Raw genomic sequence first — 22,127 nt, forward strand, 5'->3', positions numbered from 1 at the left:
GGGGAGCGGGTGTCTATCGACCTGCCCCCGGTGATTCCCGGGGCTCGCCGCCCAGGCCGTGGGGGTGTGGGAGCGGGCGTGTTATGGAAAGTTCGTGCAGAAGATTGGTTATCTCATCCCTGAGTTTCCCGGACAGACCCACATCTTTTTCTGGCGAGAGTTGCAGGCGCTGCCGGGCAAGGGTGTGACACCGGAGTTGGTATCCACCCGTCCCCCGCCCGCGCGCATCATTTCGCACAGTTGGGCGCGTGAGGCGATGGCTCGCACGGAGTACCTGTCGCCCCCGGGGCCCCTGGGCGTGGCCAGGGCGGCGGCGGAGGTGGCTCGCGCCATGCCTGGCGGGTGGGCCCGCTGCCTGGCGTCCATCGCCCGCTCCGAGGGCCTGGACGCGAAGGGCCGGGCGCAGCTCCTGGCCTTCGTCGTCATGGGTGGGCGGCTGGCGTCGCTGGCGCGGGAGCGTGGGTGGACGCACGTGCACGTGCACTCGTGCGCCAACGCCGCGCACGTGGCCATGTTCGCCAACCTCCTGTCGGGGCTGCCGTACAGCATCACCCTGCACGGGCCGCTGGACGACTACGGGCCGAACCAGAAGGAGAAGTGGCGGCACGCGAAGTTCGCCTTCGTCATCACGAAGAAGCTCTTGGGGGAAGTGAACGAGGAGCTGGCGGGACACCTGCCGCCGCGAATCGAGCTGGCGCCCATGGGCGTGGAGCTGAGCAAGTTCAACCGCTCGGTGCCGTACTCGGCGTGGACGGGCGAGGGCCCGCTGCGCATCTTCTCGTGTGGCCGCCTCAACCCCTGCAAGGGGCACGCGGACCTCATCGACGCGGTGGGGATGCTGCGCGCGAAGGGCCTCGACGCGCACCTCGCGATTGCCGGTGAGGACGAGGCCGGTGGCACCACGTACCGCAAGGTGCTGGAGGCGAAAATCGCGGAGACGAAGCTGGGCGACGCGGTGACGCTGCTGGGCGCGGTGGGCGAGGACAAGGTGCGGGGCGAAATCGAGAGCTCGCACATCTTCGCGCTGGCGAGCCTCCAGGAGCCGCTGGGCGTGGCCATCATGGAGGCCATGGCCATGCGCACGCCGGTGGTGGTGACGGGCGCGGGCGGCGTGAAGGAGCTGGTGGACGACGGCGTGGACGGGCTGCTCGTGCCGCCGCAGGAGCCTCGGATTCTCGCGGAGAAGCTGGCGCAGGTGGCCAGGGACCCGAAGGAAGCCGAGCGGCTGGGCGAGGCCGGCCGCCGCAAGGTGGAGACGCAGTTCAGCAGCGAGCGCAGCGCGGACATGCTCGCGCTGATGCTCCAGCGCGCGGTGGTGTAGTCAGCGTCGCTCGGAGGCTGCTGGAAGCGGGGTGCTCGGAGGGAGGGGCGGCATGCAGGCGCCCCCCCGGAGCCGCGCCGGGAAGCTCGCGAGTCATCGCCGCCTGGTGGGCTGGGCCCTGGCCACGCGCTCGTCGATAACTCGGACAGGAGGGCGTGCCGACGCGTCCCTGGCTCCATACCCTTGAGGCTGAACCGTTCGACTCCTCGTGCTCCGCCGTGAGCAGGGCAACCGGGCGACCGGGGCCTGCGTCGTCGGGGACTGGGCGGGCCGAGGCGGCGTGGGGGGCTGCTCATCGGGGGCTCGCTGATTAGCGATGAAGACCTCGGGAGAGAAGAGAAGGGAGGACCGGCCTTGGAAGGCACCGAGCAGCTCACCCCTCGCGCTCCCGTCCAGGTGGAGCCACACAGCACCAGCATCCTCCTCGTGGATGACCATGCCGCCAACCTGTTGGCGTTGGAGGCCATCCTCGAGCCGATGGGCCAGCGCCTGGTGAAGGCGGCGTCGGGGAGGGAGGCCCTGCGGTGGCTCTTGCGCGAGGACTTCGCGCTCATCCTCCTCGACGTGCAGATGCCGAACATGGATGGGTTCGAGACGGCGCGCATCATCCGGCTGCGGGAGCGCACCCGCTATACGCCCATCATCTTCCTCACCGCGCACGGGCGTGACGAGGCGAACCTGGTGCATGGCTATGCGGCGGGCGCGGCGGACTACGTCGTGAAGCCGTTCCATCCGGACGTGCTGCGCTGGAAGGCGGAGGCGTTCGTCGCGCTCCACCTGCGGCAGCGGGCCTTGCAACAGCAGGAGACCGCGCTGTGGGAGCGTGAGCGGAAGGTGCTGGAGCGACAGGGGGAGGAGCGGTTCCGCCGCCTGGTGGACTCGATGCCCCAGTTCGTCTGGGCGCTGCTGGCGGACGGCACCATCAGCTACGCCAACCGGGGCTGGCTGGACTACGCGGGGCTGTCTCCGGCGCAGGGCCGCCAGCGCGAGGAGAACCTGCGCTGCTTCCATCCGGAGGACGTGGAGCGCGTGCAGCTCACCTGGGACTCCCTGCGGCGTTCGGGGCGGCCGAAGGAGCAGGAGTACCGGCTGCGCCGCGCGACGGACGGAGAGTTCCGGTGGTTCCTCTGTCGCACGCTGCCGGAGCGGGATGACGTGGGGCGGCTCGTCGGGTGGATATCGACGGCGACGGACATCGACGACGCGCGGCGCGCGGTGGAGTCCCTGCGGGCGACGAGCGAGGCGAAGGACATGTTCCTCACCATGGCGGCGCATGAGCTGCGCACGCCGCTCCAGGCCGCGCGGAGCTTCGCGGACCTGGCCAAGGTGAAGGCGGCGGCGGAGCTGACGCCACACGTGGACCGGGCGCTGGAGGGCATCCATCGCAGCGTGAGCCGCATGGCGCGACTGGTGGAGAACCTGCTGGACGTGGGGCGCCTGCAGCGCGGGGAGCTGCGCCTGGACGCGAATGACGTGGACGTGGGTGGGCTCATGCGCGACGTGGCGAAGCACTTCGAGCCCCTGCCAGAAGGGTGGAGCATCGAGGCGTCGGCACCGGAGGGCCTGTCGCTGCGGGCGGATGGGGAGCGGTTGGACCAGGTGTTCAGCAACCTGGTGTCGAATGCGCTGCGCTACTCGCCGGACGGAGGGGCCATCCAGCTGGTCGCGAGCGCGGAGCCCGGGTGGGTGCACGTCGAGGTGACGGACCATGGGCTGGGGATTCCCTTGGATCGGCTGGAGAGCATCTTCGAGCGCTTCGGTCGCGCGCATGGCGTGGCCTACGGCGGGTTGGGCCTGGGGCTGGCCATCGCTCGAGGCATCGTCGAGCGCCACGGAGGGCGCATCTGGGCGGAGTCCGCGGGGTGCGCGGGCGAGGGCAGCACCTTCCACGTCCTGCTGCCGAGGTCCTTGAGTTGATGACCCCGCGGTGACGCGGCCGTGTCAGTCGTGTCCTGCCCGAAATGTCGGAGCGCATTGGTATGGGTGATGACCACTCAGGTGGTTCGGTGCCCCGTTCCGGAGGGCTGCGATGGGTCGTGGTTGGGTATTGGTGGTGTGTCTGTTGTTGCTCGGGGTGACGGGCTGTTCGACGACCCGGGTGGTCCGTCTGGATACGGGCACGGGTTCGCCCGTCCTCCACACTCCGGTCGAGGACGCGAGTCCGGTGGAGCTGGAGGAGGACGAATTCGAGGAGGCGGTGGCGAAGCTCGCGCGAGACGTGAGGCCCTTCGCGCATCCCTTGAGAGAGGCGCGACAGCGCTTCGGCGTTCCCGAGCGGGGCGGCGTGTATCTGTATGAGGGCCGCAGGCTCATCCCGGTGGGGGACGAGGAGGCTTCATCGCCCCAGTTGTTGGAGTCGTACGCGGACGAGGTGCTGACGCGGGACTACGGACGCTGGTGTGAGCGGGAGCACCAGGGGGGCGACTGTCTGCGTTTGTTGGAGGAGGGGCCGCTGTTGGGGAGTGATGGCAGGTACGCGCTCGCGCTGGCCATCGCGATGGAGGGGGTCTGGGAGGAGACGGGCGAGGCGCTGGAGGGCGTGGCGGATCCCCTGGCGGTTCGCGCGACGCTGACGGCGTCGGTGGCGATGTACCTGCTCTTGTGGTCGCTGCCGGAGCCGCTGTCGAAGGGGCTGGCGGCGTTGCTGACGGCGACGGCGATTGCGTACCTGGGCGTGGACACCGTGTGGCGGGTGCTGGATGCGTGGGTGGTGATGGTGCGGCGGGTGGATGCGGCGCGCACGTTCGAGGAGCTGAGCGCGGCGGGTGAGGCGTACGGAGAGGTGCTGGGAGAGAACGCGGCGCGAGTCTTCGTGATGCTGGCGACCGCGGCGGTGGGGAGCACGGCGGGGCTGGCGGCGAAGGGCGCGGGCTTGCCGGGCTCGGCGCGGGCCTCGCTGGCGGTCGAGGGGCAGGCGGGCTTCGCCTTCACGGCGCTGAGGAGCGTGGAGTCGGTGGCGCTGACGGCGGAGGGCTTCACCGTGGTGCTGGCGCCGACCGCTCGACGGTGAGGGCAGGGCGCTTCGACCGGCGGCTCGGTGAGGCGACTTCCATCTGCCCGGATGGATGATGCGGGCTCATGGGCCTGTAGCCCACGATTTGGGGCCTTTTCCATGTGTTCGCGAGGATGAGGTGCCAGGGCTCGCCTGCCCTCGCGGCTCCGTTTTTTCGCTCCCCGACCAGGGGCAGGGGGCAGCCCCGTCCGAGGAGCGCGACGGGAGGGCATGGTAGGTTGCGTCCCCCCTCAGTCCCGTCAGGAACCATGGCCGCCCCCGCTTCGTCCGTCACCGCAGTCCTCGTCGCGTTGAGCGGAAACCTGCTCGTCACCATCGTGAAGTTCGCCGCGTTCCTGCTGTCCGGCTCGGGGGCGATGTTGTCGGAGGCCATCCACTCGGCGGCGGACACGGGCAACCAGGTGCTGCTGTTCCTGGGCCTCAAGCGCGCCGCGAAAGACCGCGACCAGGACTTCCACTACGGCTACGGCGGAGAGCGCTTCATCTTCGGCATCCTCTCCGCGTCCGGCATCTTCTTCGTCGGCTGCGGCGTCACCGTCTACCACGGCCTCCAGTCCCTCCTGCACCCGCACCCGGCGGAGCTTGGCCCCGTTGTCTTCGGGGTGCTCGGCCTGTCCTTCCTCATCGAGGGCGGGGTGCTCCTCTTCGCCGTGCGCGGCATGCTGAAGGCCGCGGCCGGAATGCCCTTCGGACGCTACGTGCGAGAGCGGGCCGACCCGGCCGCCGTGGCCATCCTCCTGGAGGACGGCGCCGCGGTGCTCGGTCTGGTGCTGGCCACGGGTGGAATCGTGCTCGCGTACGTCACGGGCAACCCCATCTGGGACGCGCTGGCCTCGCTCACCGTGGGCATCCTGCTGGGCCTCATCGCCGTGTACCTCATGGTGGCGAACCGCTCCCTGCTGCTGGGGCGCGCGGTGCCGGAAGAGGTCGAGCGCCGCTTCGTGGAGATCGTCCGTGCGCGCGGCAGCGTCGCGGACATCCATGACGTGAAGACGCGCCAGCTCACCCCGGAGACCTTCACCTTCAAGGCGGAGGTGCGCTTCAGCGAGTCCTTCGTCGCCACGCGGCTGGCCGAGGCCATTCCCTCCAACATGCCCATCGCCGGAGAGCAGCGCTCCCTGGCGCTCCAGAGCGTCGCCGCCCACCTGATTCGCTCGCTCAGCGAGGAGGTCGACGCCATCGAGGCCGACATCCGTCAGGCCATCCCCGAGGCGAAGCACATCGACCTGGAGCTGGAGCACCTCGTCGCGGCCCCCAGCACGTCGGCCCAGGCGGCCTCCGGGGTCAGCGGAGTGGTGGCCGTCCGAGGAGCCTGAGGCACCGCCGTCACGTGGACACCGCCCGTGCGCGGAGGCTCACACTCGGGCTCGCGGCTGTCCGCCATCGAGCGTTTGAGGTGTCCCCACCTCGGGCGGCGTGCTTGAACGCGTCCCTGGTGCGAGGCCGGCTCTCCGGTCCGCGCGGGAAGGGAGGCGAGCCGTGGCCCCCGAGTCGGACCCCATCCACCAGGACGAGCTGCGCGACGCGTGGCCCGTGCTCGCGCCGCGTGACAGGGTGGAGGGCTTCCGGCTCCTGCCCCCGTCGAGCGCCGACGACTTCTTCCTCGCGCTCTCCTCGAATGACCAGGCCGGGCTCCTCCAGGCCCTCGCTCCGAGCGAGCGGCGCCACTGGATGCGCATGCTGCCTCCGGACGACGCCGCGGACGTCCTCCAGCGCCTCCCCGCCGAAGAGCACGCGGCCTGCCTCGCCCTGCTGGACGACACCGCCCGCCGCGAGGTGCTGGTGCTCCTGGCCTACGCCGAGGACGCCGCCGGTGGCTTGATGAACCCGCGCTTCGTGCGCGTGCGGCCGGAGCTGGGCATCGACGAGGCGCTCGGCTACCTGCGCCGGCAGGCCCGCGAGCAGGTGGAGACCATCTACTCCGCCTACGTCCTGGACTCCGAGCAGCACCTGCTGGGCGTGGTCTCCCTGCGCCAGCTCTTCCAGGCCGCGCCCGGGAAGACGGTGCGCGACATCATGCGCACCGAGCCCGTCACCGTGAAGGAGGACGCCCACCAGGAAGGCGTGAGCCGCCTGTTCGCGGAGCACGGCCTGTCGGCCATCCCCGTGGTGGACGCGCAGGGCCGGATGAAGGGCATCGTCACCGTGGACGACATCGTCAGCGTCGTCCAGGAGGAGGCCACCAAGGACATCCAGAAGGTCGGCGGCATGGAGGCGCTGGACGCGCCCTACTTCGAGGTGGGCTTCTTCGCCATGGTGCGCAAGCGCGCTGGCTGGCTGCTGGTGCTCTTCGTGTCGGAGATGCTCACCGCCACCGCCATGTCGAAGTACCAGGACGAAATCGCGCGCGCCGTGGTGCTCAGCCTCTTCGTGCCGCTCATCATCTCCTCGGGCGGCAACTCGGGCAGTCAGGCCACCACGCTCATCATCCGCTCACTCGCGCTGACGGAGGTGCGGCTGCGAGACTGGTGGCGCGTGCTGCGCCGGGAGCTGCTGTCGGGCGCGGTGCTGGGCGCGGTGCTCGGCACGGTGGGCTTCGCTCGCATCCTGCTGTGGCAGCACCTGTTCCACAGCTACGGCGAGCACGCGTCGCGGGTGGCGCTGACGGTGGGCCTGTCCGTGCTGGGCGTGGTGACGTGGGGGACCTTGTCCGGGGCCATGCTGCCGTTCGTCTTGCGTCGGCTCGGCTTCGACCCGGCGAGCGCCTCCGCGCCCTTCGTCGCCACGCTGGTGGACGTCAGCGGCCTGGTCATCTACTTCACCACCGCGGAGCTGCTCCTGCGCGGCACGCTGCTGTAGCTGTCGTCTCAGCTGCGCTTCGCCAGCGCGGGCGCCGCCGCGTCGTCCGGGTTCTCGTAGACGATGACGCCTGGAGGCGGCTCGGGGAGGGCGGGCGTGGTGGGCACCAGCGCGCTGCTCGGCATGGGCCACGCGCCGGTGGCCACGGCGAGCTTCCCGGACGTCACCACGCATATCGAGGTGAGGAACGTGCAGATGTACGAGATGATGCCCATGTCCCCGAACACCTGGTTGATGTAGCAGACGAGGGCGCCGACGATGACCATGGCGGCGGTGCGGTGCTCGGCGACGTTCGAGCGATGGTAGGACCGCACCGCGAGGTAGATGGTGACCACCAGGTACATCCACACGCCCGTGTAGCCGACCATTCCCCCGAAGGCGAACAACCCCAGGAGGGAGTTGTGCGGGTGGTAGCGGTACTGCGGAAACACGAAGGCGATGTTGGGCAGCGGAATCGGCTCCAGGAACTCATGGCCGTAGCCGGTGCCGAGCAGCGGGAACTGGGTCCACGTCGCGATGACGTCCAGGTTCTCGATATCGCGATAGTCCAGGTTGCCTTCGCCGCCCTCGCCGTCGATGAGCGAGCGGACCTTGTGCACGGGCGCGAAGGCGCCGCCGCGCGCGTTCCACCCCACCGCGAAGTAGACGAGCAGCAGCGGGGCCAGCAGCACCATGCCGCGGGTGAAGACGCGCTTGATGGGGGGCCACGGGGTGATGAGGTAGCCGGCCATGAGGCAGCCCACGAAGCTGACGTAGGCGAGCCGCCGGTCGTTGTAGACCATGCCCATGAAGATGCAGAACATGAGGAGCAGCCCGCGCAGCGCGTGAGCGCCCTTGGGCTTCTCCAGGAAGCGCATCGTCGCCACCAGCAGGGCGAAGTTGAACGTCATCGAGTCCGAGTGACACGTGGTGTACTCGACGAAGACGCCCATGGAGGGCACGACGATGGCGCCGAAGTAGACGCTGATGGCGGCCTTGGTCAGCCCCGCGGCGATGACGGCGCGCGCGAAGATTGGCCAGTCCTCCGGCCCGCGCATCGCATAGTGATACATGGCGACGATGAACGGCATCATCGCGGCCTGGTGCCACTGCCACAGCGAGTTCTTGAAGTCCCCGCCGCGCATCACCCCGCGCACCTCCATGAAGAGGATGGCGATGAGGGACAGCGTCACCACGGCGATGAGCGGCCGGGGCATGGGCAGCGCGGGCGGGTCGATTTTCGACTTCGTCACCCGCCGGTACATGGCCAGCAGCAGCAGGCCGACGATGAGCACGTCGACCAGGGGGAAGCGCAGGGCGCCAATCTTGGTGATGTAGCTGAGCTGGGCGAAGAGCAGCTCACCCAGGGGGTGGAGCGGTGAGGGCCAGAAGCCGGACTGGGGGCGCTCGGGGACGTAGTCCACGGCGAGGACCAGGTAGGTGACAATCAGGACCGGGTAGCGGACCGGGACCTTGAGAATCAGCCAGACGACGCCCACCAGCAGGGCTGGGGCCAAAGCGACCACAGGGTGAAGGAGGGCCCCTCCCACGGTGGCGAGGACCAGGGAGCCGAGCAGCGCCACGAAGCGCGGGTAGGAGGGGCGGTCCGGGGCGTACATCACGACGCGGTGGAGGCTACATCTGGCGGGCCGGTTGGGATAGATGAAGCCTCACGTATGCCTGCTCCCAGACCACGCGTCCTTCTGATTGCCGAGCTGTGCAACCCCGACTGGGTGAGTGTCCCGCTGGAAGGCTGGTCGCTCTACCGCGCGCTGACGGAGGTGGCGGACGTCCACCTCGTCACGCACGTGCGCAACCGGGAGAACATCCTGAAGCAGGGGGTGCAGGAGGGCTCTGGGTTCACCGCGCTGGACTCCACGCCGGTGGAGAAGCCGCTGGACAAGGTGGGACAGCTCTTGCGGGGCACGGCGGGGGTGGGCTGGACGACGGCGACGGCGTTGAGCGTGCTGCCGTACTACTACTTCGAGGAGGTGCTGTGGCAGCGCTTCGGCGCGCGCATCAAGGCGAAGGAGTTCGACCTGGTGCACCGCTACACGCCCATCAGCCCCACGACGCCGAGCACCCTGGCGCGGCGCTGCAAGGCGGCGGGGGTGCCCTTCGTGATGGGGCCGCTCAACGGCGGGTTGCCGTGGCCCAAGGGGTTTGGTGGGGCGCGCCGGCGGGAGAAGGAGTGGCTGAGCTACGTGCGGGACGCGTACAAGCTGATGCCCTTCTACAAGTCCACGCGGGAGAACGCGGCGGCCATCATCACCGGCTCGCGGGCGACGCGGGGGCAGGTGGCGGACACGTGGCAGGACAAGACGGTGTACGTGCCGGAGAACGCCATCGACACGAAGCGCTTCGGCACGTCGAAGTCGGAGGGGCCGGTGGAGCTGCCGTTGAGGGTGGCCTTCGTGGGGCGCTTCGTGCCGTACAAGGGCATGGCCATGCTGATGGAGGCGGCGGCGCCGCTCATCCGTGAGGGCAAGGTGGTGCTGGAGTACATCGGCGACGGGCAGGAGATGCCGAACCTCAAGGCGCAGGCGGCGCGGGAGGGCATCGAGGCCGGGGTGACGTTCGCCGGGTGGGTGAAGCACCAGGAGCTGCAGGGGCGGCTGTCGAAGAACCACGTGTTTGGCTTCCCGAGCGTGCGCGAGTTCGGCGGCGCGGTGGTGTGCGAGGCGATGGCGCTGGGGTTGGTGCCCATCGTCATGGACTACGGCGGCCCGGGGGAGATTGTGAGTCCGGCCACGGGGTTCGCGGTGCCCATCGGCACGCCGGAGGAAATCGTGGTGCGGGTGCGCGAGGTGCTGACGAAGCTGGTGGCGGACCCGTCCGTCATCCGCCCCATGGGTGAGCGGGCGCGGGAGCGCATCTTCAAGTACTTCACCTGGAAGGCGAAGGCGGAGCAGGTGGTGGAGGTGTACCGCTGGGTGACGGGGGAGCGCGAGAAGCCGGACTGGGGCATGCCGCTGGCGGACTGAGGCGTGTGTCACTTCCGGTGCCTCCAGGCCCAGGCCTGGGGGCTCCACGTGGCGTCGTGGTCCTCCAGGAGGACAGGGTCGAGGAAGCCGCGCACCGCCTCGCCGAGTCCGTCCTCCGCATCGAGGACATCGGGCTCTCCGAGCAGCGGGTCCCCGAAGGCGACGTCGACGCCGAAGGGCTGGCTGAACAGCTCACGCTCGATGCGACACGCGGCTCGGAAGCGCCGTCCGTCATACCGCAGGCCCTCGGTCTGGATTTCGGGATGACTGGTGTCGAGCCGAAGCTCGAAGCGCATGAAGTCGCCGAGGTCGAGCTGCCCTGCTTGCTGGAGGCGTTCGAGCAGGTCCCTCGGGCTTCCCGTGAGCCGCAAGTCCACGTCGCGCGTCGTGCGTGCCCGTTCGAGTCGCAGCTCCAGCACCAGCCCTCCCTTCAGTGTGACGGCATCTCCGAAGGTCTGAGCGGCGCGCGCGAGAAAGCGATGGAAGACAAGGAGCTGGCGCCGACGGCTGAAGTCGTCCCCATGTTTCGAGGCCTTCCTCAGTCGTTGCTCGAGAGCATTCTTGAAGGCGCCGCCCGTCAGGTAGCGGCGGGTGCTCATCTCTTCCGGCGTCCCGACGGTGCGGTGGCCGCCTGGATTCGCGCGACGTCGGTCTTGCGGATGAGCCCCCGGTCGAGGGACTGGGAGATGGCTTGATGCAGCAGCTCCGGTGAGAGCTGCGCGCTGGCGCAGTCCTGCAACGTGCGGAGCGGCGATGTCACCGGAACCGCGGCGGGCCGGGAGCGCTCGGCCTTGGCGACATCGGCGTGGTGGAGCACGACGCCTGGCGGAACTCGGAACCGGCGGTGTTTCCAGTCCGCGGGCAAGGTCAGGTGGATTCGATTGGGTAGCACGTCCGAGAGCTGATGCAGGGAGAGTGCCGTCTCGTGGGAGAAGACACCCTGCTGCTCCGACCAGAGCCAGACGGTGACGAGCGCTTCATCCTGGGCGAGCGGGTAGTGCACCAGCCGGTACACCCCTCTCCGGATTCGGACGACCTTGCCGATGCGCACGTAGTGCAAGAGGAGCTGCGGCGAATAGCCCGCCTCCGCCGCTTGCTTCGTCGTGAACAGGCCCGCCTGTCCCAGGGCGAAGTCGAAGAGCCGATTCCAATCCGGCGCCCGGGCGCGCTTGCGAACCATGCACGAAACTAAAACCTGATTTGAGTTTCGTGCAAGGTCGGCCACGAGCCCGCACGAAACTAAAATGCCCTTTGAGTTTCGTGTGGAGCACCCCGGGCCCACGGGCAGCATGGGCAGGCGATAACGTCCCTGCTCGCCCGGCTCGTCACTGCATCACGGTTTCCGCAGGACTCCCGGCGCGCTTCGTCTCAACGCTTCGTGATGCTCGTCATCGACGTCCGTGAGGCCTGCTCTTCCAGGAGGTCTAGGAGGAGCTGCTCTGGCGTCCCAGGTGCCAGCTCCGCCAGCGACTGAAAGCCCCGAGGCGAACCCTCGAACTCCAGGGCCCGGTGAGTCGCGCTCCAGCTCCAGGTGGACGCGTCGGACTCCGGGCCCAGCATTACCTCCGACGCGGGCGCCCACGACGTGCGCAGGCTGATGAGCGGCGCGTTGCGCAGGCTCATCACGTCGACGAACTCCGGGACGTCGTTGATCCGCTCCGCCGTCTCCGTGCCCATGCGGATGGGCACCACCGTGCCCACCGTCGCGATGCGCTGGAGGAACTCCCGGTCCACCTGGACTCCCGTCGTCATCGAGCCCACGTCGACCGTCGGCCCGAGGCTCCCCACCTCCAGCGTCTCGATGGGCCCGGTGGCCCGCGCCGCATCGAGCGCCACCACGGGGCGGCTCGGGCTCCTCGTCACCGTGGGTTGGGTGCTCGCTTCACCCGCCCTCAGCGCCACGTCCGTGACGGGCCCCTGCTTCAAGGGGACACGGACGTCCTCGGCTTGAGCCCAGGCGGCCGGCGCCACCCACACGAGTCCACACAGCACTCCACGAAGGACGGACTTCACGTGGTCAACCTCGAAGCATCGAGAGGACACCCTCATCCGGAAGCTCCCCACGATGATCCCCCCGAGAGCCCTCCGACTTCATCATGGTTCGGTCATGGTTGCCGACCCGGCAGCGCGGATCCGCGCCAGCAAGGCCCGGCCCGTGCCCCCGCGCCACCGTGTGAAAGCCGACCTTCCGCGCGGACCGCGTCCAACCAGGTGACTGGGACTCACTAGCCTCCCCTCCCATGCGCTTGTCCATCCTGGCTTCCCTCCTGTCGCTGCTGTTGTCCGGGATCTCCGCCGCCCATCCCCGCCCCGGCCCGGTCTGGGCCGAGAGCGCCATGGTGAAGATACGGCCCCAGACGCCGCCTCGGGTCGAACGCGAGGTGGAGCTGGTCGGCGCCCGGAACGAATACCTCTCCTTTCAGGTGGGCCTGCACGGCGGCGCCTCGGGCCTCAAGGGCGTCCGCGTCCGGTTGCCGGCGCTGTGGAACGGCCTGCGACGCATCGACGGAGCGAACATCCTCCTCTACCGCGAGGCCCTCCTGGACATCACCCGGCCCACCCCGCCCGACGCGCCGGGGCGCTGGCCGGACGGGCTGATTCCCGACGTGGACGAGGTCGTCGGCGAGCAGCGCTCGGCCTTCCCGTTCGACGTCCCCGCCCAGGAGGCTCGGGCCGTCTGGGTGGACGTGCGCGTGCCAGAGGGCGCACGCCCCGGGCGCTACCTGGGCCTCGTCGAGGTGACGGGCCACGGCTTCCGCGAGTACCTGAAGGTCCGCCTCACCGTGGTGGACGCCACGCTGGCCAGCACGTCCCCCCTGCGCACGGCCTTCCTGCTGTGGCCGCCCCACGTCTGCCGCGCCTTCACCGGCAACCCGAGCTGCCCCGTGGACACCCAGGTAAATCTATTGACGCAGTTCCACCGGCTCGCGCTGTCCCACCGGTTCACCCTGGCGAGCGCGTTCCCCCGCCTCCCCGAGCAGCCCACGTGGGACCTGCCGGACTACGACACCTTCGACGCGCGCTGGGGGCCGTTCCTCGACGGCTCGGCGCCGAACCCGCTGCCGGGTGCGCGCATGACGAGCCTCCAGTACCTCGGGCCCGCCACCGCGCCGGACCTCGCGGACTTCCAGGACGAGGCCCGCGCCCGAGGTTGGCTGCGTCGCTCGTTCGACTACGTGGGCGACGAGCCGCCCTATGGAACGACGTGGGAGGCCGTCGCCGAGCGGGCCCGACTCGCGCGCTCAGCGGCGCCGGACCTGCGCACGTTCCTCACCGCCACCGTGACGGAGACGGAGGCGCATGGACTCATCGAGGACATCGACATCCTCAGCGTCCTGGTGAACTTCATCGACGGGACGCAGCCTCCGTACGAGGGCAACCAGCGGCCGAAGTACGACGCCTTCCTGGCCCGACCGGACCGCGAGCTGTGGCTGTACCAGAGTTGCATGAGCCACGGCTGTGTGGAAGGCGAGCCACCGCCCCCGGAGAACCAGCCAGGGCAGGGGTGGCCCTCGTACATGGTGGACCGCTCGGCGGCGAAGGCGCGGGGCATGCAGTGGCTGACCTTCCGCATGGGCGCCACCGGCGAGCTGTACTACCAGACGGTGGGGCTGCTCTCCACGGCGTGGACCACGCAGTTCCGCTTCAACGGCAACGGGGACGGCACGCTCTTCTATCCAGGGCTCACGTCCATCATCGGAGGCACCACGGACGTGCCTCTACCGTCCATCCGGCTGAAGCTCATCCGCCAGGGTCTCCAGGACTACGAGTGGCTCCAGCGGGTGAGCGACGCGGGAGACCCCGCGTTCGCGAGGCAGGTCGCCGAGCAGCTCATCCCCCACGCCTGGGCCATCCCCGACGACGGGGCGCTGTTCGAGCGCGCCCGCCTCAAGCTCATCCGCCGCTACCTGGAGCTGCGCGCACGGGAGCGCTAGCTAGAGCACCGAGGGCGCCTGGTCGTAGTCCATGCTCTTCAAGGGGGCGAGTGACTCGAAGCGGTCCTGCCGCTGGTCGAGCACCGCCGCCTTGCGGATGAGGTCCCCCAACTCGCTCACGTCCTGCCGCTCCTTCAGGGACACGCCCACGCCCCGCCACAGCTCCAGCAGCGAGGCGTACGTCAGCGGACGCGTCCAGTAGGAGCCTCGCAGCTTCTCCGCGAAGGCCGCCGCCACATAGGCCAGCCGCGTCGTCGACTCGGCCTTCGCGAAGGAGGGCCGCAGCGCGCTGACAGGCAGCTTCGTCTCCAGCTCCTTCGAGTCCCCGCCCTCCGGCGCCTTGTAGCGGATGCGCAGCGTGCCCACCTGTGTCGCGCCCTCGCGAAGCTTCACCTCGTAGAGCGCGGTGACGGAGTGGCCCGCGCCCACTTCGCCCGCGTCCACGCGGTCATCGCGGAACGCCTGCTTCGTGAGCATCCGGTTCTCGTAGCCGAGCAGCCGGTAGAGGGACACGTCCTTCGCGTCGAACTCCACCTGGAGCTTCACGTCCTTGGCCACCACCTGGAGCGTGCCGGTGAGGTTCTGCACGAAGATGCGATGCGCCTCCTTCAGTCCATCCACGTAGGCGTAGTGGCCCTCGCCCACCTGGGACAGGCGCTCCATCAGCGCGTCATTGTAGTTGCCCATGCCGAAGCCCACCGTGGACAGGGTGATGCCCTGCGCGGCGAAGTCCTTCACCTTCGCCCAGAGGCCGTCCGCGTCGGAGACGCCGACGTTGGCCACGCCGTCCGAGCAGAGGATGACGCGGTTGATGCCTCCCTTCATGCGGTGCTCCGAGGCGATTCGATAGCCCAGCTCCAGCCCCTCCTGGGCGTTGGTGGAGCCCTCGCTGTAGAGCCCGTCGATGGCCGCGAACAGTCGGGCCTGCTGAAGCGCGCTCGTGGGCGCGAGCACCTGACGCGCCTGGGAGCCGTAGACGACGATGGACACGAAGTCCCGCTCATCCAGCTCCTCCACCAGCATCCGCAGCGCGCGCTTCACCAGCCCGAGCCGGTTCTCCAGGTTCATCGAGCCGGAGACGTCGATGACGAAGACGAGGTGGCTCGGCTTGCGTTGCGCGTCGCTCACCTCGCGCGCCTTCACGCCGATGCGCACCACCTGGTAGCCCTGGCGCACGGGGGAGGGGAAGCCCTCCACGTGGATGCCGAACGGCGCGTCCTTCGCGTCCGCGTAGCCGTAGTCGAACGTGTTGACGAACTCCTCCACGCGCACGCCCTGCTCGTCCGGCAGGGCCTGTCGCTCCAGGTACGCGCGCGTCAGCGTGTACGAGGCCGTGTCGGTGTCCACGGAGAAGGTGGAGAAGCGCTCCTCCTCCGTGTTCACCGTGGGGTTCACCCCGTGGCCCTTGAAGTACATGTCGAGGAACCGGGCGCCGTTCGGAGGGACGAGTGGCGCGGGAGGCTCGACGGGCGGACTCGCTGGCGCGGGAAGGGCGACGGGCGCTGCGGGAGGAGGTGTGGGGACGGAGGCGTGGCTGACGGACCTGCCCGGCGGTGGACCGTTGACGCCGTAGGCGCGGCGGGACTCGACGAGGCCCGCGGGGCCGATGCCGTAGCCGGTGTTCGGGATGTTGGGGGAGATGGGGCCGGGGTTGGCGACGGGGACGCCGTACTCCTCGTTGCTCGTGCCCGCGAGGGATGCATGGGAGCGAGAGGGGCCGCCCCGTGCTCCGGGCCGGGCGACAGCGATGCGCTTGATGAACTCCTGGTCCACGTTGGCGCCCGCCATCGTGCTGCTCACGTCGATGATTTGCCGCGTGCCGGGAGGTGGCGTGCTGACGACCTCCACGCCCTCGCCGCGAGAGTCCTCGGGAACCAGGCTGGCGTCGGCACGCTGGATTCGCCCTGCCTTGACGTGAATCTGGTGACGGATGCCGGGATGGAACTTCTTGCCCGCGAAGCGCAGGGTGTAGACGCCCGGAGGAAGCGTGCTCATCCGGTAGCTGCCCCAGGTGTCGGTCACCGCCACCCAGGAGCCCGGCTGCTGGGGCGAGGTGGCGGTCACCTCCACGTCGACGACGGACTTGTGGCTCCGTGAGTCGATGACCATGCCGATGAGTGTCCCCTTTCCCGACTGTGCCTGTGCCACCGCGGGCAGGGCGACCAGCAGCAGCAGGCCACACAGCACACCGCGAATGAAGAGCTTCATGACGTCCACCTCGGTGCTTCGAGAGGCGGCCATCGTCCGTGAGCCACGCCTGGCGAATCGCACGTGCTCCTCGTGGCTTCGTCATCGTTTCATCATGGGTCATTTCAACTGCACCTCACGCGGCAAGGACCTGTCCGGGTGTCCGTCTCGAGGCTTCACGGTCGACGTCGTGGATGCTCTGGTGCGGCGTCCTCTCGGCGGCAGGAGCTCTCATGCGGAGTCGTCCCCGGTCCTTCTCGGCGTTCGTCGTCTTCCTCTGTGGGCTGCTCGCGGCGGGGCCCGCGGTGGCCCAGGGCTCGCTGCGTGAGCGCATCGACGCGTTCGTCCGCGCGGAGCAGAAGAAGCAGGGCGTGGTGGGGCTCGCGGTGGGCGTCGTCCAGCACGGGCGCGTCGTGCTGGCGAAGGGCTATGGCTCCGCGAACCTGGAGCACCGCGTCCCCGTGGGCCCGGAGACGATTTTCCAGTCGGGCTCGGTGGGGAAGATGTTCACCGCGATGGCGGTGATGGCCCAGGTGGAGGCGGGCAAGGTTTCGCTGTCGGACCCCATCACGAAGTACTTCCCGGAGGCTCCCGCCACCTGGGCGCCCATCACCGTGCGCCACCTGCTGACTCACACCTCCGGCATCCAGGACCTGGAGGGCCAGCTCGACGAGCGGAAGGACTACACGGACGAGGAGTTCGCCAGATTCATCTCCGCGCTGCCCCTGGATTTTCCGGCGGGCGTGCGGTGGAGCTACAGCAACTCCGGCTATGTCCTGTTGGGCATCCTGGTGAATCGCGTCGCGGGGAAGTCCTACCTCGAGGTCCTCGACGAGAAGGTCTTCAAGCCCGCCGGCATGAAGACGGCGCGCGGCATCAGCGAGGACGACGTCATCCTCAATCGCTCCTCCGGCTATCGGCTGGTGAAGGGTGAGCCGAAGCACCAGACGTGGGTGTCTCCCTCCCTCAACACCACCGGAGATGGGGCGCTCTACTTCTCCTTGAAGGACCTGGTGGCATGGGACGCGGCCGTGCAGCAACGCGCCCTGCTGCGCGAGGAGAGCTGGCGCGAAATCCTGTCCCCCGCGCGGCTCAACAGCGGCGCCACGCAGCCCTATGGTTTTGGCTGGCAGTTGCTGGAGCGCAACGGCAAGCCCCTGCAACAGCACGGCGGTGCGTGGCAGGGCTTCCGCACCGTCTACTCCCGCTTCCTCGGAGACTCGCTGTCCATCATCGTGCTGGCCAACACGGACCGGGCCAGCCCCGCCAGGTTCGCCGAGGGCATCGCCGCCATCATCAACCCCGCGCTCGCCATGCCGAAGCTCGCGCCCATCGAGGACGGTGAGCCTCAAGTCACCGCCCAGCTCACGACGTTGCTGGAAGAGGTGCGGGCAGGGACGGTGGACCGCGCCCGCTTCGCATATGCCCCGAAGTGGCTCGTCGACGAGGCGCTGCCGCACTTCAAGGAGCTGCTCAAGCGCCTGGGGCCCGCGGGGCCGCTGGTGCTGGCCCAGCGAGAGGTGGTGGGCGATGACCGCGTCTACACGTACCTGGTGCGCTTCGGCGCCGACACCCATGTCTACTCGGTGTCGCTCATCCCGGATGGCCGCGTGTCGCTCCTCCGCGTGAGCGAGAAGCCGAACTAGCGAGGCTCCGTTGCTTCACCGAAGCGAGCGACTCGAAGCGGTCCTGGCGCAAGTTGAATGAGGCTGCTTCGAGGAGGCGGCCTCCCGGCTCACGGACGTTCTTGGAAAGGCACGGCGAAGGACGCTCGCGCGGCTCGGCGGTGCGCCGCGCCGGGGGCTTCTGGGAACCTCTGCGCTGGGGACGGGATGGAGCCGGAGCGTCATCGACATGCCGGGCATGGCGGGGGAGAAGTTGTACTGGGGTGGCGCGCGCTTGACGGAGGGCTCCTGCTTCACGGTGCCCTCTTCTCTCGGAGCAGAGCGCGTCGCATTGTCCTCCTCTGCCGGGCGGACGGTGATGCGCTTGATGAACTCCTGGTCCACGTTGACGCCCACGGGCATGCAGCAGTACCCCTCGCACGGGGCGCCGACAAACTCCACCGCCTCGCCCAGGGACTCAGGGAGCAGCTCGACGTTGAGGCGGATGGTGCGGTTCAGCCGCAGTTGCACGTCGTCGGTCCGCGCGAAGGGCTTGTACTCCTCCTTCTCGAAGCGAAGGGTGTACACGCCGGGAGGAAGCTGGGGGATGCGGTATTCGCCCTGGGCATTGGTGGCCACGGTCTGTTCGCCCTGGAGATTGGGCGATGTCGCGGTGACCACCACGTCGGGCACGGGCTGACGGCTCCGCGCGTCGATGACCGTGCCGATGATGGTGCTGCTCTGGGCCAGCGCCTGCGAGGCGAGCAGCCCCAGCAGCGCACACAGCATCCGAGGAATGACAGCGTTCATGCGGCCCACCCCTGCGCTTCGAGAGGTGTCCATCATCCAGACGGCGCGGGCCTCGCATCGCACGCGAGGCTCCAGGCTCCATCATGGTTTCAGCATGAACCGGGCCCGAAAGAGCCCGGCGCATCGACAGCTCAGGGGCGCTCGGCCTCGCGCGAGGTGCGCACCCACTCGCCGCGCTTCTCCGCGCCGGGGCCGCGCAACATCAGCCCCACCTTCCACAGCACGTATACGGGCGCCCAGGCCAGGTCCAACAGGCCGCGAGGCCCCACGCCGGACACCCACCAGCCGCGCAGCACGTACGCGCCCAGGCTCATCAGGCCGAAGCCCGCCAGCGCCGACGCCCACACCGCCGTGCCACCCGACAGCCACACCAGCACCGACGCCGCCACCGCGCCGCCCACCGCCGCGAGCACCAGCTGGCTCAACGGCGGCACCAGCACGTCCATGGACAAGTCGAGCAGCAGCCCGCTCTTCTGCTTCAGCGCGTCCTTCAAGAGCGGCCAGCCGTGCAGCTTGCGCATCTGGCTGCGCCCACCCTCCCAGCGCTGGCGCTGCGAGCGGCTCTGCTTCTCCGCGGAGACCATCTCTCCCTGCACCTCCGCCTCCCAGGCGTAGTGCACGCGGTGGCCCTTGCGGCCCAGGCGGATGCCGTACTCCAAGTCCTCCACCACGCTGAAGGCATCGTGCGGCACCTCGCGCAACACCGCGTGCGTGAAGCACATGCCGTTGCCGCGCAGGCCGCAGGACACGCCCATCGCCTCGCGCCCCGACGAGCGCACCTTGTGGAACATGCCCAACGCAATCGTCATCAGCCGCGTGCGCCACGACGCCGTCGGGTTCATCACCCCGTAGTGCGCCTGCGCCGCGTGCGCGCCGTCCGCAAGCCGCCGCGCGTACGCGTGCAGCAGGTTGGGGGACACCACCGTGTCCGCGTCCACCACGACGACGGCGTCCGCGAAGCCGTCCTTCTGGCTGAACTCGAAGGCGTACGCGAGCGCATAGCCCTTGCCGCGCTTCTCCGTGTCGTGCCGCTCCAGCACCGTGGCGCCCGCCTCGCGCGCCTTCTCGGCCGTGGCGTCCGAGCAGTTGTCCGCCACGACGAGGATGCGCCGCAGCGACGCGGGGTAGTCCACCGCGGACAGGTTCGCCACGGTGCGGGCGATGCCCAGCTCCTCGTTGTGCGAGGGAATCACCACGTCGAACTTGCGCGTGGGCGCGGGCGGCACCGGCGCCGCGCGCCGCCACGACAGCAGCGTCAAGAGCAACAGGTAGCCGCAGGCCACCGCCACCGGCAACAGCGCCACGCACAGCGCCAGGTCCACCCAGGTCCACACCGTCACGAGACTCTCCCCCGAGCGCGCGTCAGCGCTGCTCCAGCTCCGCCAGCACCGGGAGCTTCAGGATTCGCTCCACCTGCCACTTCTCCAGGATGCGCCGCCGGATGATGTCCAGCGCCACCGCCGCGAACACGCCCATGGCGATGCCACCCACCACGCCCGCGGCGATGATGAGCTGCACCTTCGGCTTGGACGGCTTCTCCGGAAACTGCGGCGGCGCCAGCACGCTGAAGCGGTGCTTCATCGACGCGCGCGAAATCTCCAGCTCCGTCTTCGCCTGGTCCAGCCGCCGCATCTTCTCCTGGTGCCGCATCACCAGCATGCGCACCCGGTCCGCCGCCACCGACACCTCCGGGTTGTCCGCCGTCGTCGGCCCGCCGAACGTCCCCGCGCCCAACAGCGGCCCCGTCGTCCCCTGCTCCAGCTCGCCCGGGTCTCCGCCGTTGCGCATGTACTCGTTGATGAGCTCGTTGAGCTCCGAGCGCAGCGCCACCAACTGCGGCGAGTCCTCCGTCAGCGCGATGATGCGCTGCTCCAGGTCCGTGATGAGCGGGTGCTGCGGCGAGTAGATGACCCGCTGCTCCGCCAGCTGGTTGCGCAGCTCCGTCAGCCGCCGCGCGCGGAACTCCTCCACGTCGGAGATGGCCCGGCGCTTGGTCTGCACCATGAACCGCATCTGCGCGAGCAGGTGGTTGGTGTTGATGCCCAGCCCCGCCTGCGCCTGGGCCTGCGCGTTCCGGCCGCCGCGCGTCGCCGCCTTCGCCTCGTCGCGCTTGCGCTTGGCCTCCACGCGCTTCACCGTGGCGTCCAGCGTGGCGATGGCCTGTTTGATGCCCTCGCCCTCGTCAATCACCTGCTTGTCCAGGATGGTGATGGCCTCGGACACCGCGCCCATCTCCGCCGCCTGCCGCATCTCCAGGAAGTTCTTCTGCGCCGCTTCCACGATGTTGAGCGCCAGCTGCGGGTCGCTCCAGTCCACGCCGATGGTGACGGTGCCCGTGCCGCCCTCCACCATGACGAGCATCGCCTGCTCCAGCATGGCGGTGAGCGCGTCGCGCTTGTCGTCGTCCGACATGGGCGGCGGCGGCTTGCGCAGGAGCGTCTCCTTCAACTTGCTCATGGGCGAGCGCTGCAGCTCCCAGTACTCCACCAGCTTCGCGTCCCGGACGACGGCCTTGATGTTGTCCGTCTTCATCACCATCTCCCACGCCGCGCGCGTGGGCTGGTCCGCGTCCACCGGAATGGAGCGGCCCGGGTTCGCCAACGAGGCGATGATGAAATTGCGTTGCGTCAGCATCCGCGTTTCGACGTGGTACTTGCGCGGCATGATTTTGCTGACGCCCGCCGCCAGCCCCGACACCGCCGCCATCACCACCAGCGCCAGGAACCAGTGACGCAGGACCGCGTTCTTCACGAAGAAGACCGCGTCAATCGCGAAGCCCCAGTCAATGAGGTCCGAGGGCGCGTTCGTCTCCGCGCGCTCCGGCGTGTACGCCGGGCGGGGAGGGACGGCCTGCGGACCCCGAGGCCCGGGGGCCGGCATCGTCACGACGTCCTCCTCGCAGCGGCGCTCTTCAAGAGCTGGCCCACCCGACGGGAGAACTCGTCCTGCGTGAAGGGCTTGCCCAGGTAGCTGTTGGCTCCCGCCTCCTCGGCGTGGGCCTTGTCCTCCGGCAAGTCGCGCGCGCTCACCACCAGCACCGGCACGTCCTCCATGCCCTTCTTGCGGCGGATGTGCTCGCACAGGTCATAGCCGGAGATATCCGGCAGCGTCAGGTCCAGACACACGAGGTCCGGACGCGCCGCTGCCTCCAAGTGCTTGAGCGCGGCCTGGCCATTGGGCAGTTCCACCACGTTCTTGAATCCCATGGCACGCAGGTAGTCGCCCAGCATCTTCCGAAAGAAGGGCGCGTCCTCCACCAGGAGAACCGTGTGCAGTTGGGGCTCCATCCGTCGTCAGCCTTTCTTCTCAGACACGCTCAGTCGAAGCCGAGCCGTGGCACCCAGACGATGACGCCGTAGGTGTATGCCGCGTTGAAGAGGATCACCCACAGGATGGCCTTCTTCAGTCCCCTCATCGGGTTCTCATCCCTCGCCGCTATCGCGGGAAGGGTGATGGTGAGGAAGAGGACTGACATCAGGATGAGCTTCGCCATGG

Annotated in this window: 17 protein-coding genes and 1 pseudogene; 8 read left to right on the forward strand and 10 right to left on the reverse strand. The window is 69.1% G+C overall.

The features are described 5' to 3' along the window. Nucleotides 1-94 precede the first annotated feature (94 nt). The 5 genes and pseudogenes from epsE to mgtE all read left to right on the forward strand — a co-directional run bounded on the left by epsE (nucleotide 95) and on the right by mgtE (nucleotide 7,133). Entirely contained in the window at nucleotides 95-1,321 is a 1,227-nt protein-coding gene (gene epsE, locus ACN469_RS22475) for an exopolysaccharide biosynthesis GT4 family glycosyltransferase EpsE (protein ID WP_498770792.1), read from the forward strand. A 354-nt stretch (nucleotides 1,322-1,675) separates the two neighbouring features. Continuing rightward, entirely contained in the window at nucleotides 1,676-3,238 is a 1,563-nt protein-coding gene (gene epsF / locus ACN469_RS22480; protein WP_498770793.1) for a response regulator EpsF, read from the forward strand. A 112-nt stretch (nucleotides 3,239-3,350) separates the two neighbouring features. Then, nucleotides 3,351-4,322, forward strand: a pseudogene (sitA5, locus tag ACN469_RS22485) (SitA5 family polymorphic toxin); the annotation flags it as partial. A 260-nt stretch (nucleotides 4,323-4,582) separates the two neighbouring features. Next, the gene (locus ACN469_RS22490) at nucleotides 4,583-5,650 is read left to right on the forward strand and encodes a cation diffusion facilitator family transporter (RefSeq protein WP_498770794.1); all 1,068 of its coding nucleotides are present in this window, start codon (nucleotides 4,583-4,585) and stop codon (nucleotides 5,648-5,650) included. Nucleotides 5,651-5,813: 163 nt separating this feature from the next. Continuing rightward, nucleotides 5,814-7,133, forward strand: a complete 1,320-nt coding sequence (gene mgtE, locus ACN469_RS22495) for a magnesium transporter (RefSeq protein ID WP_498770795.1) — start codon at nucleotides 5,814-5,816, stop codon at nucleotides 7,131-7,133. 8 nt (nucleotides 7,134-7,141) lie between these two features. On the opposite strand, the gene wzy is transcribed toward mgtE, so the two are convergent. Further along, the gene (gene wzy / locus ACN469_RS22500; RefSeq protein ID WP_498770955.1) at nucleotides 7,142-8,731 is read right to left on the reverse strand and encodes an exopolysaccharide repeat unit polymerase; all 1,590 of its coding nucleotides are present in this window, start codon (nucleotides 8,729-8,731) and stop codon (nucleotides 7,142-7,144) included. Between the two features lie 57 nt (nucleotides 8,732-8,788). On the opposite strand from wzy, the gene epsH reads away from it, so the two are divergent. Continuing rightward, on the forward strand, nucleotides 8,789-10,096 hold the full coding sequence (gene epsH, locus ACN469_RS22505; RefSeq protein ID WP_498770796.1) for an exopolysaccharide biosynthesis glycosyltransferase EpsH: 1,308 nt from the start codon (nucleotides 8,789-8,791) through the stop codon (nucleotides 10,094-10,096). Between the two features lie 8 nt (nucleotides 10,097-10,104). Here the strand turns inward: epsH and ACN469_RS22510 are convergent, their stop codons facing one another. The 3 genes from ACN469_RS22510 to ACN469_RS22520 form a co-directional block, all read right to left on the reverse strand. Next, nucleotides 10,105-10,695, reverse strand: a complete 591-nt coding sequence (locus ACN469_RS22510) for a nucleotidyl transferase AbiEii/AbiGii toxin family protein (protein WP_498770797.1) — start codon at nucleotides 10,693-10,695, stop codon at nucleotides 10,105-10,107. After that, nucleotides 10,692-11,276: a type IV toxin-antitoxin system AbiEi family antitoxin domain-containing protein gene (locus tag ACN469_RS22515; RefSeq protein WP_498770798.1), complete on the reverse strand. Its 585-nt coding sequence runs from the start codon at nucleotides 11,274-11,276 to the stop codon at nucleotides 10,692-10,694. The genes ACN469_RS22510 and ACN469_RS22515 overlap by 4 nt, the downstream gene beginning before the upstream one ends. Nucleotides 11,277-11,464: 188 nt before the next feature. Beyond that, nucleotides 11,465-12,109: a hypothetical protein gene (locus ACN469_RS22520; protein ID WP_498770799.1), complete on the reverse strand. Its 645-nt coding sequence runs from the start codon at nucleotides 12,107-12,109 to the stop codon at nucleotides 11,465-11,467. 227 nt (nucleotides 12,110-12,336) lie between these two features. On the opposite strand from ACN469_RS22520, the gene ACN469_RS22525 reads away from it, so the two are divergent. Further along, nucleotides 12,337-14,031: a DUF4091 domain-containing protein gene (locus ACN469_RS22525; protein WP_498770800.1), complete on the forward strand. Its 1,695-nt coding sequence runs from the start codon at nucleotides 12,337-12,339 to the stop codon at nucleotides 14,029-14,031. On the opposite strand, the gene ACN469_RS22530 is transcribed toward ACN469_RS22525, so the two are convergent. Then, on the reverse strand, nucleotides 14,032-16,239 hold the full coding sequence (locus ACN469_RS22530) for a YfbK domain-containing protein (RefSeq protein WP_498770801.1): 2,208 nt from the start codon (nucleotides 16,237-16,239) through the stop codon (nucleotides 14,032-14,034). 212 nt (nucleotides 16,240-16,451) lie between these two features. On the opposite strand from ACN469_RS22530, the gene ACN469_RS22535 reads away from it, so the two are divergent. Beyond that, entirely contained in the window at nucleotides 16,452-17,864 is a 1,413-nt protein-coding gene (locus tag ACN469_RS22535; protein ID WP_498770802.1) for a serine hydrolase domain-containing protein, read from the forward strand. Between the two features lie 15 nt (nucleotides 17,865-17,879). Here ACN469_RS22535 and ACN469_RS22540 read toward each other — a convergent pair whose 3' ends face one another. From ACN469_RS22540 to ACN469_RS22560, 5 genes are all read right to left on the reverse strand, one after another. Continuing rightward, nucleotides 17,880-18,632, reverse strand: coding sequence for a carboxypeptidase-like regulatory domain-containing protein (locus tag ACN469_RS22540; protein ID WP_498770803.1), 753 nt, complete (start codon nucleotides 18,630-18,632; stop codon nucleotides 17,880-17,882). Nucleotides 18,633-18,763: 131 nt separating this feature from the next. Beyond that, nucleotides 18,764-19,972, reverse strand: coding sequence for an exopolysaccharide biosynthesis GT2 family glycosyltransferase EpsU (epsU, locus tag ACN469_RS22545; RefSeq protein WP_498770804.1), 1,209 nt, complete (start codon nucleotides 19,970-19,972; stop codon nucleotides 18,764-18,766). Nucleotides 19,973-19,994: 22 nt separating this feature from the next. After that, the gene (gene epsV, locus ACN469_RS22550; protein ID WP_498770956.1) at nucleotides 19,995-21,512 is read right to left on the reverse strand and encodes a PCP family exopolysaccharide biosynthesis protein EpsV; all 1,518 of its coding nucleotides are present in this window, start codon (nucleotides 21,510-21,512) and stop codon (nucleotides 19,995-19,997) included. A 2-nt stretch (nucleotides 21,513-21,514) separates the two neighbouring features. Next, nucleotides 21,515-21,919: an exopolysaccharide biosynthesis response regulator EpsW gene (epsW, locus tag ACN469_RS22555; protein WP_253995927.1), complete on the reverse strand. Its 405-nt coding sequence runs from the start codon at nucleotides 21,917-21,919 to the stop codon at nucleotides 21,515-21,517. A gap of 29 nt (nucleotides 21,920-21,948) precedes the next feature. Continuing rightward, the gene (locus ACN469_RS22560) at nucleotides 21,949-22,125 is read right to left on the reverse strand and encodes a hypothetical protein (RefSeq protein WP_176433534.1); all 177 of its coding nucleotides are present in this window, start codon (nucleotides 22,123-22,125) and stop codon (nucleotides 21,949-21,951) included. Nucleotides 22,126-22,127: the final 2 nt, after the last annotated feature.

Source organism: Corallococcus terminator (assembly GCF_049194865.1).
GTDB lineage: Bacteria > Myxococcota > Myxococcia > Myxococcales > Myxococcaceae > Myxococcus > Myxococcus terminator_A.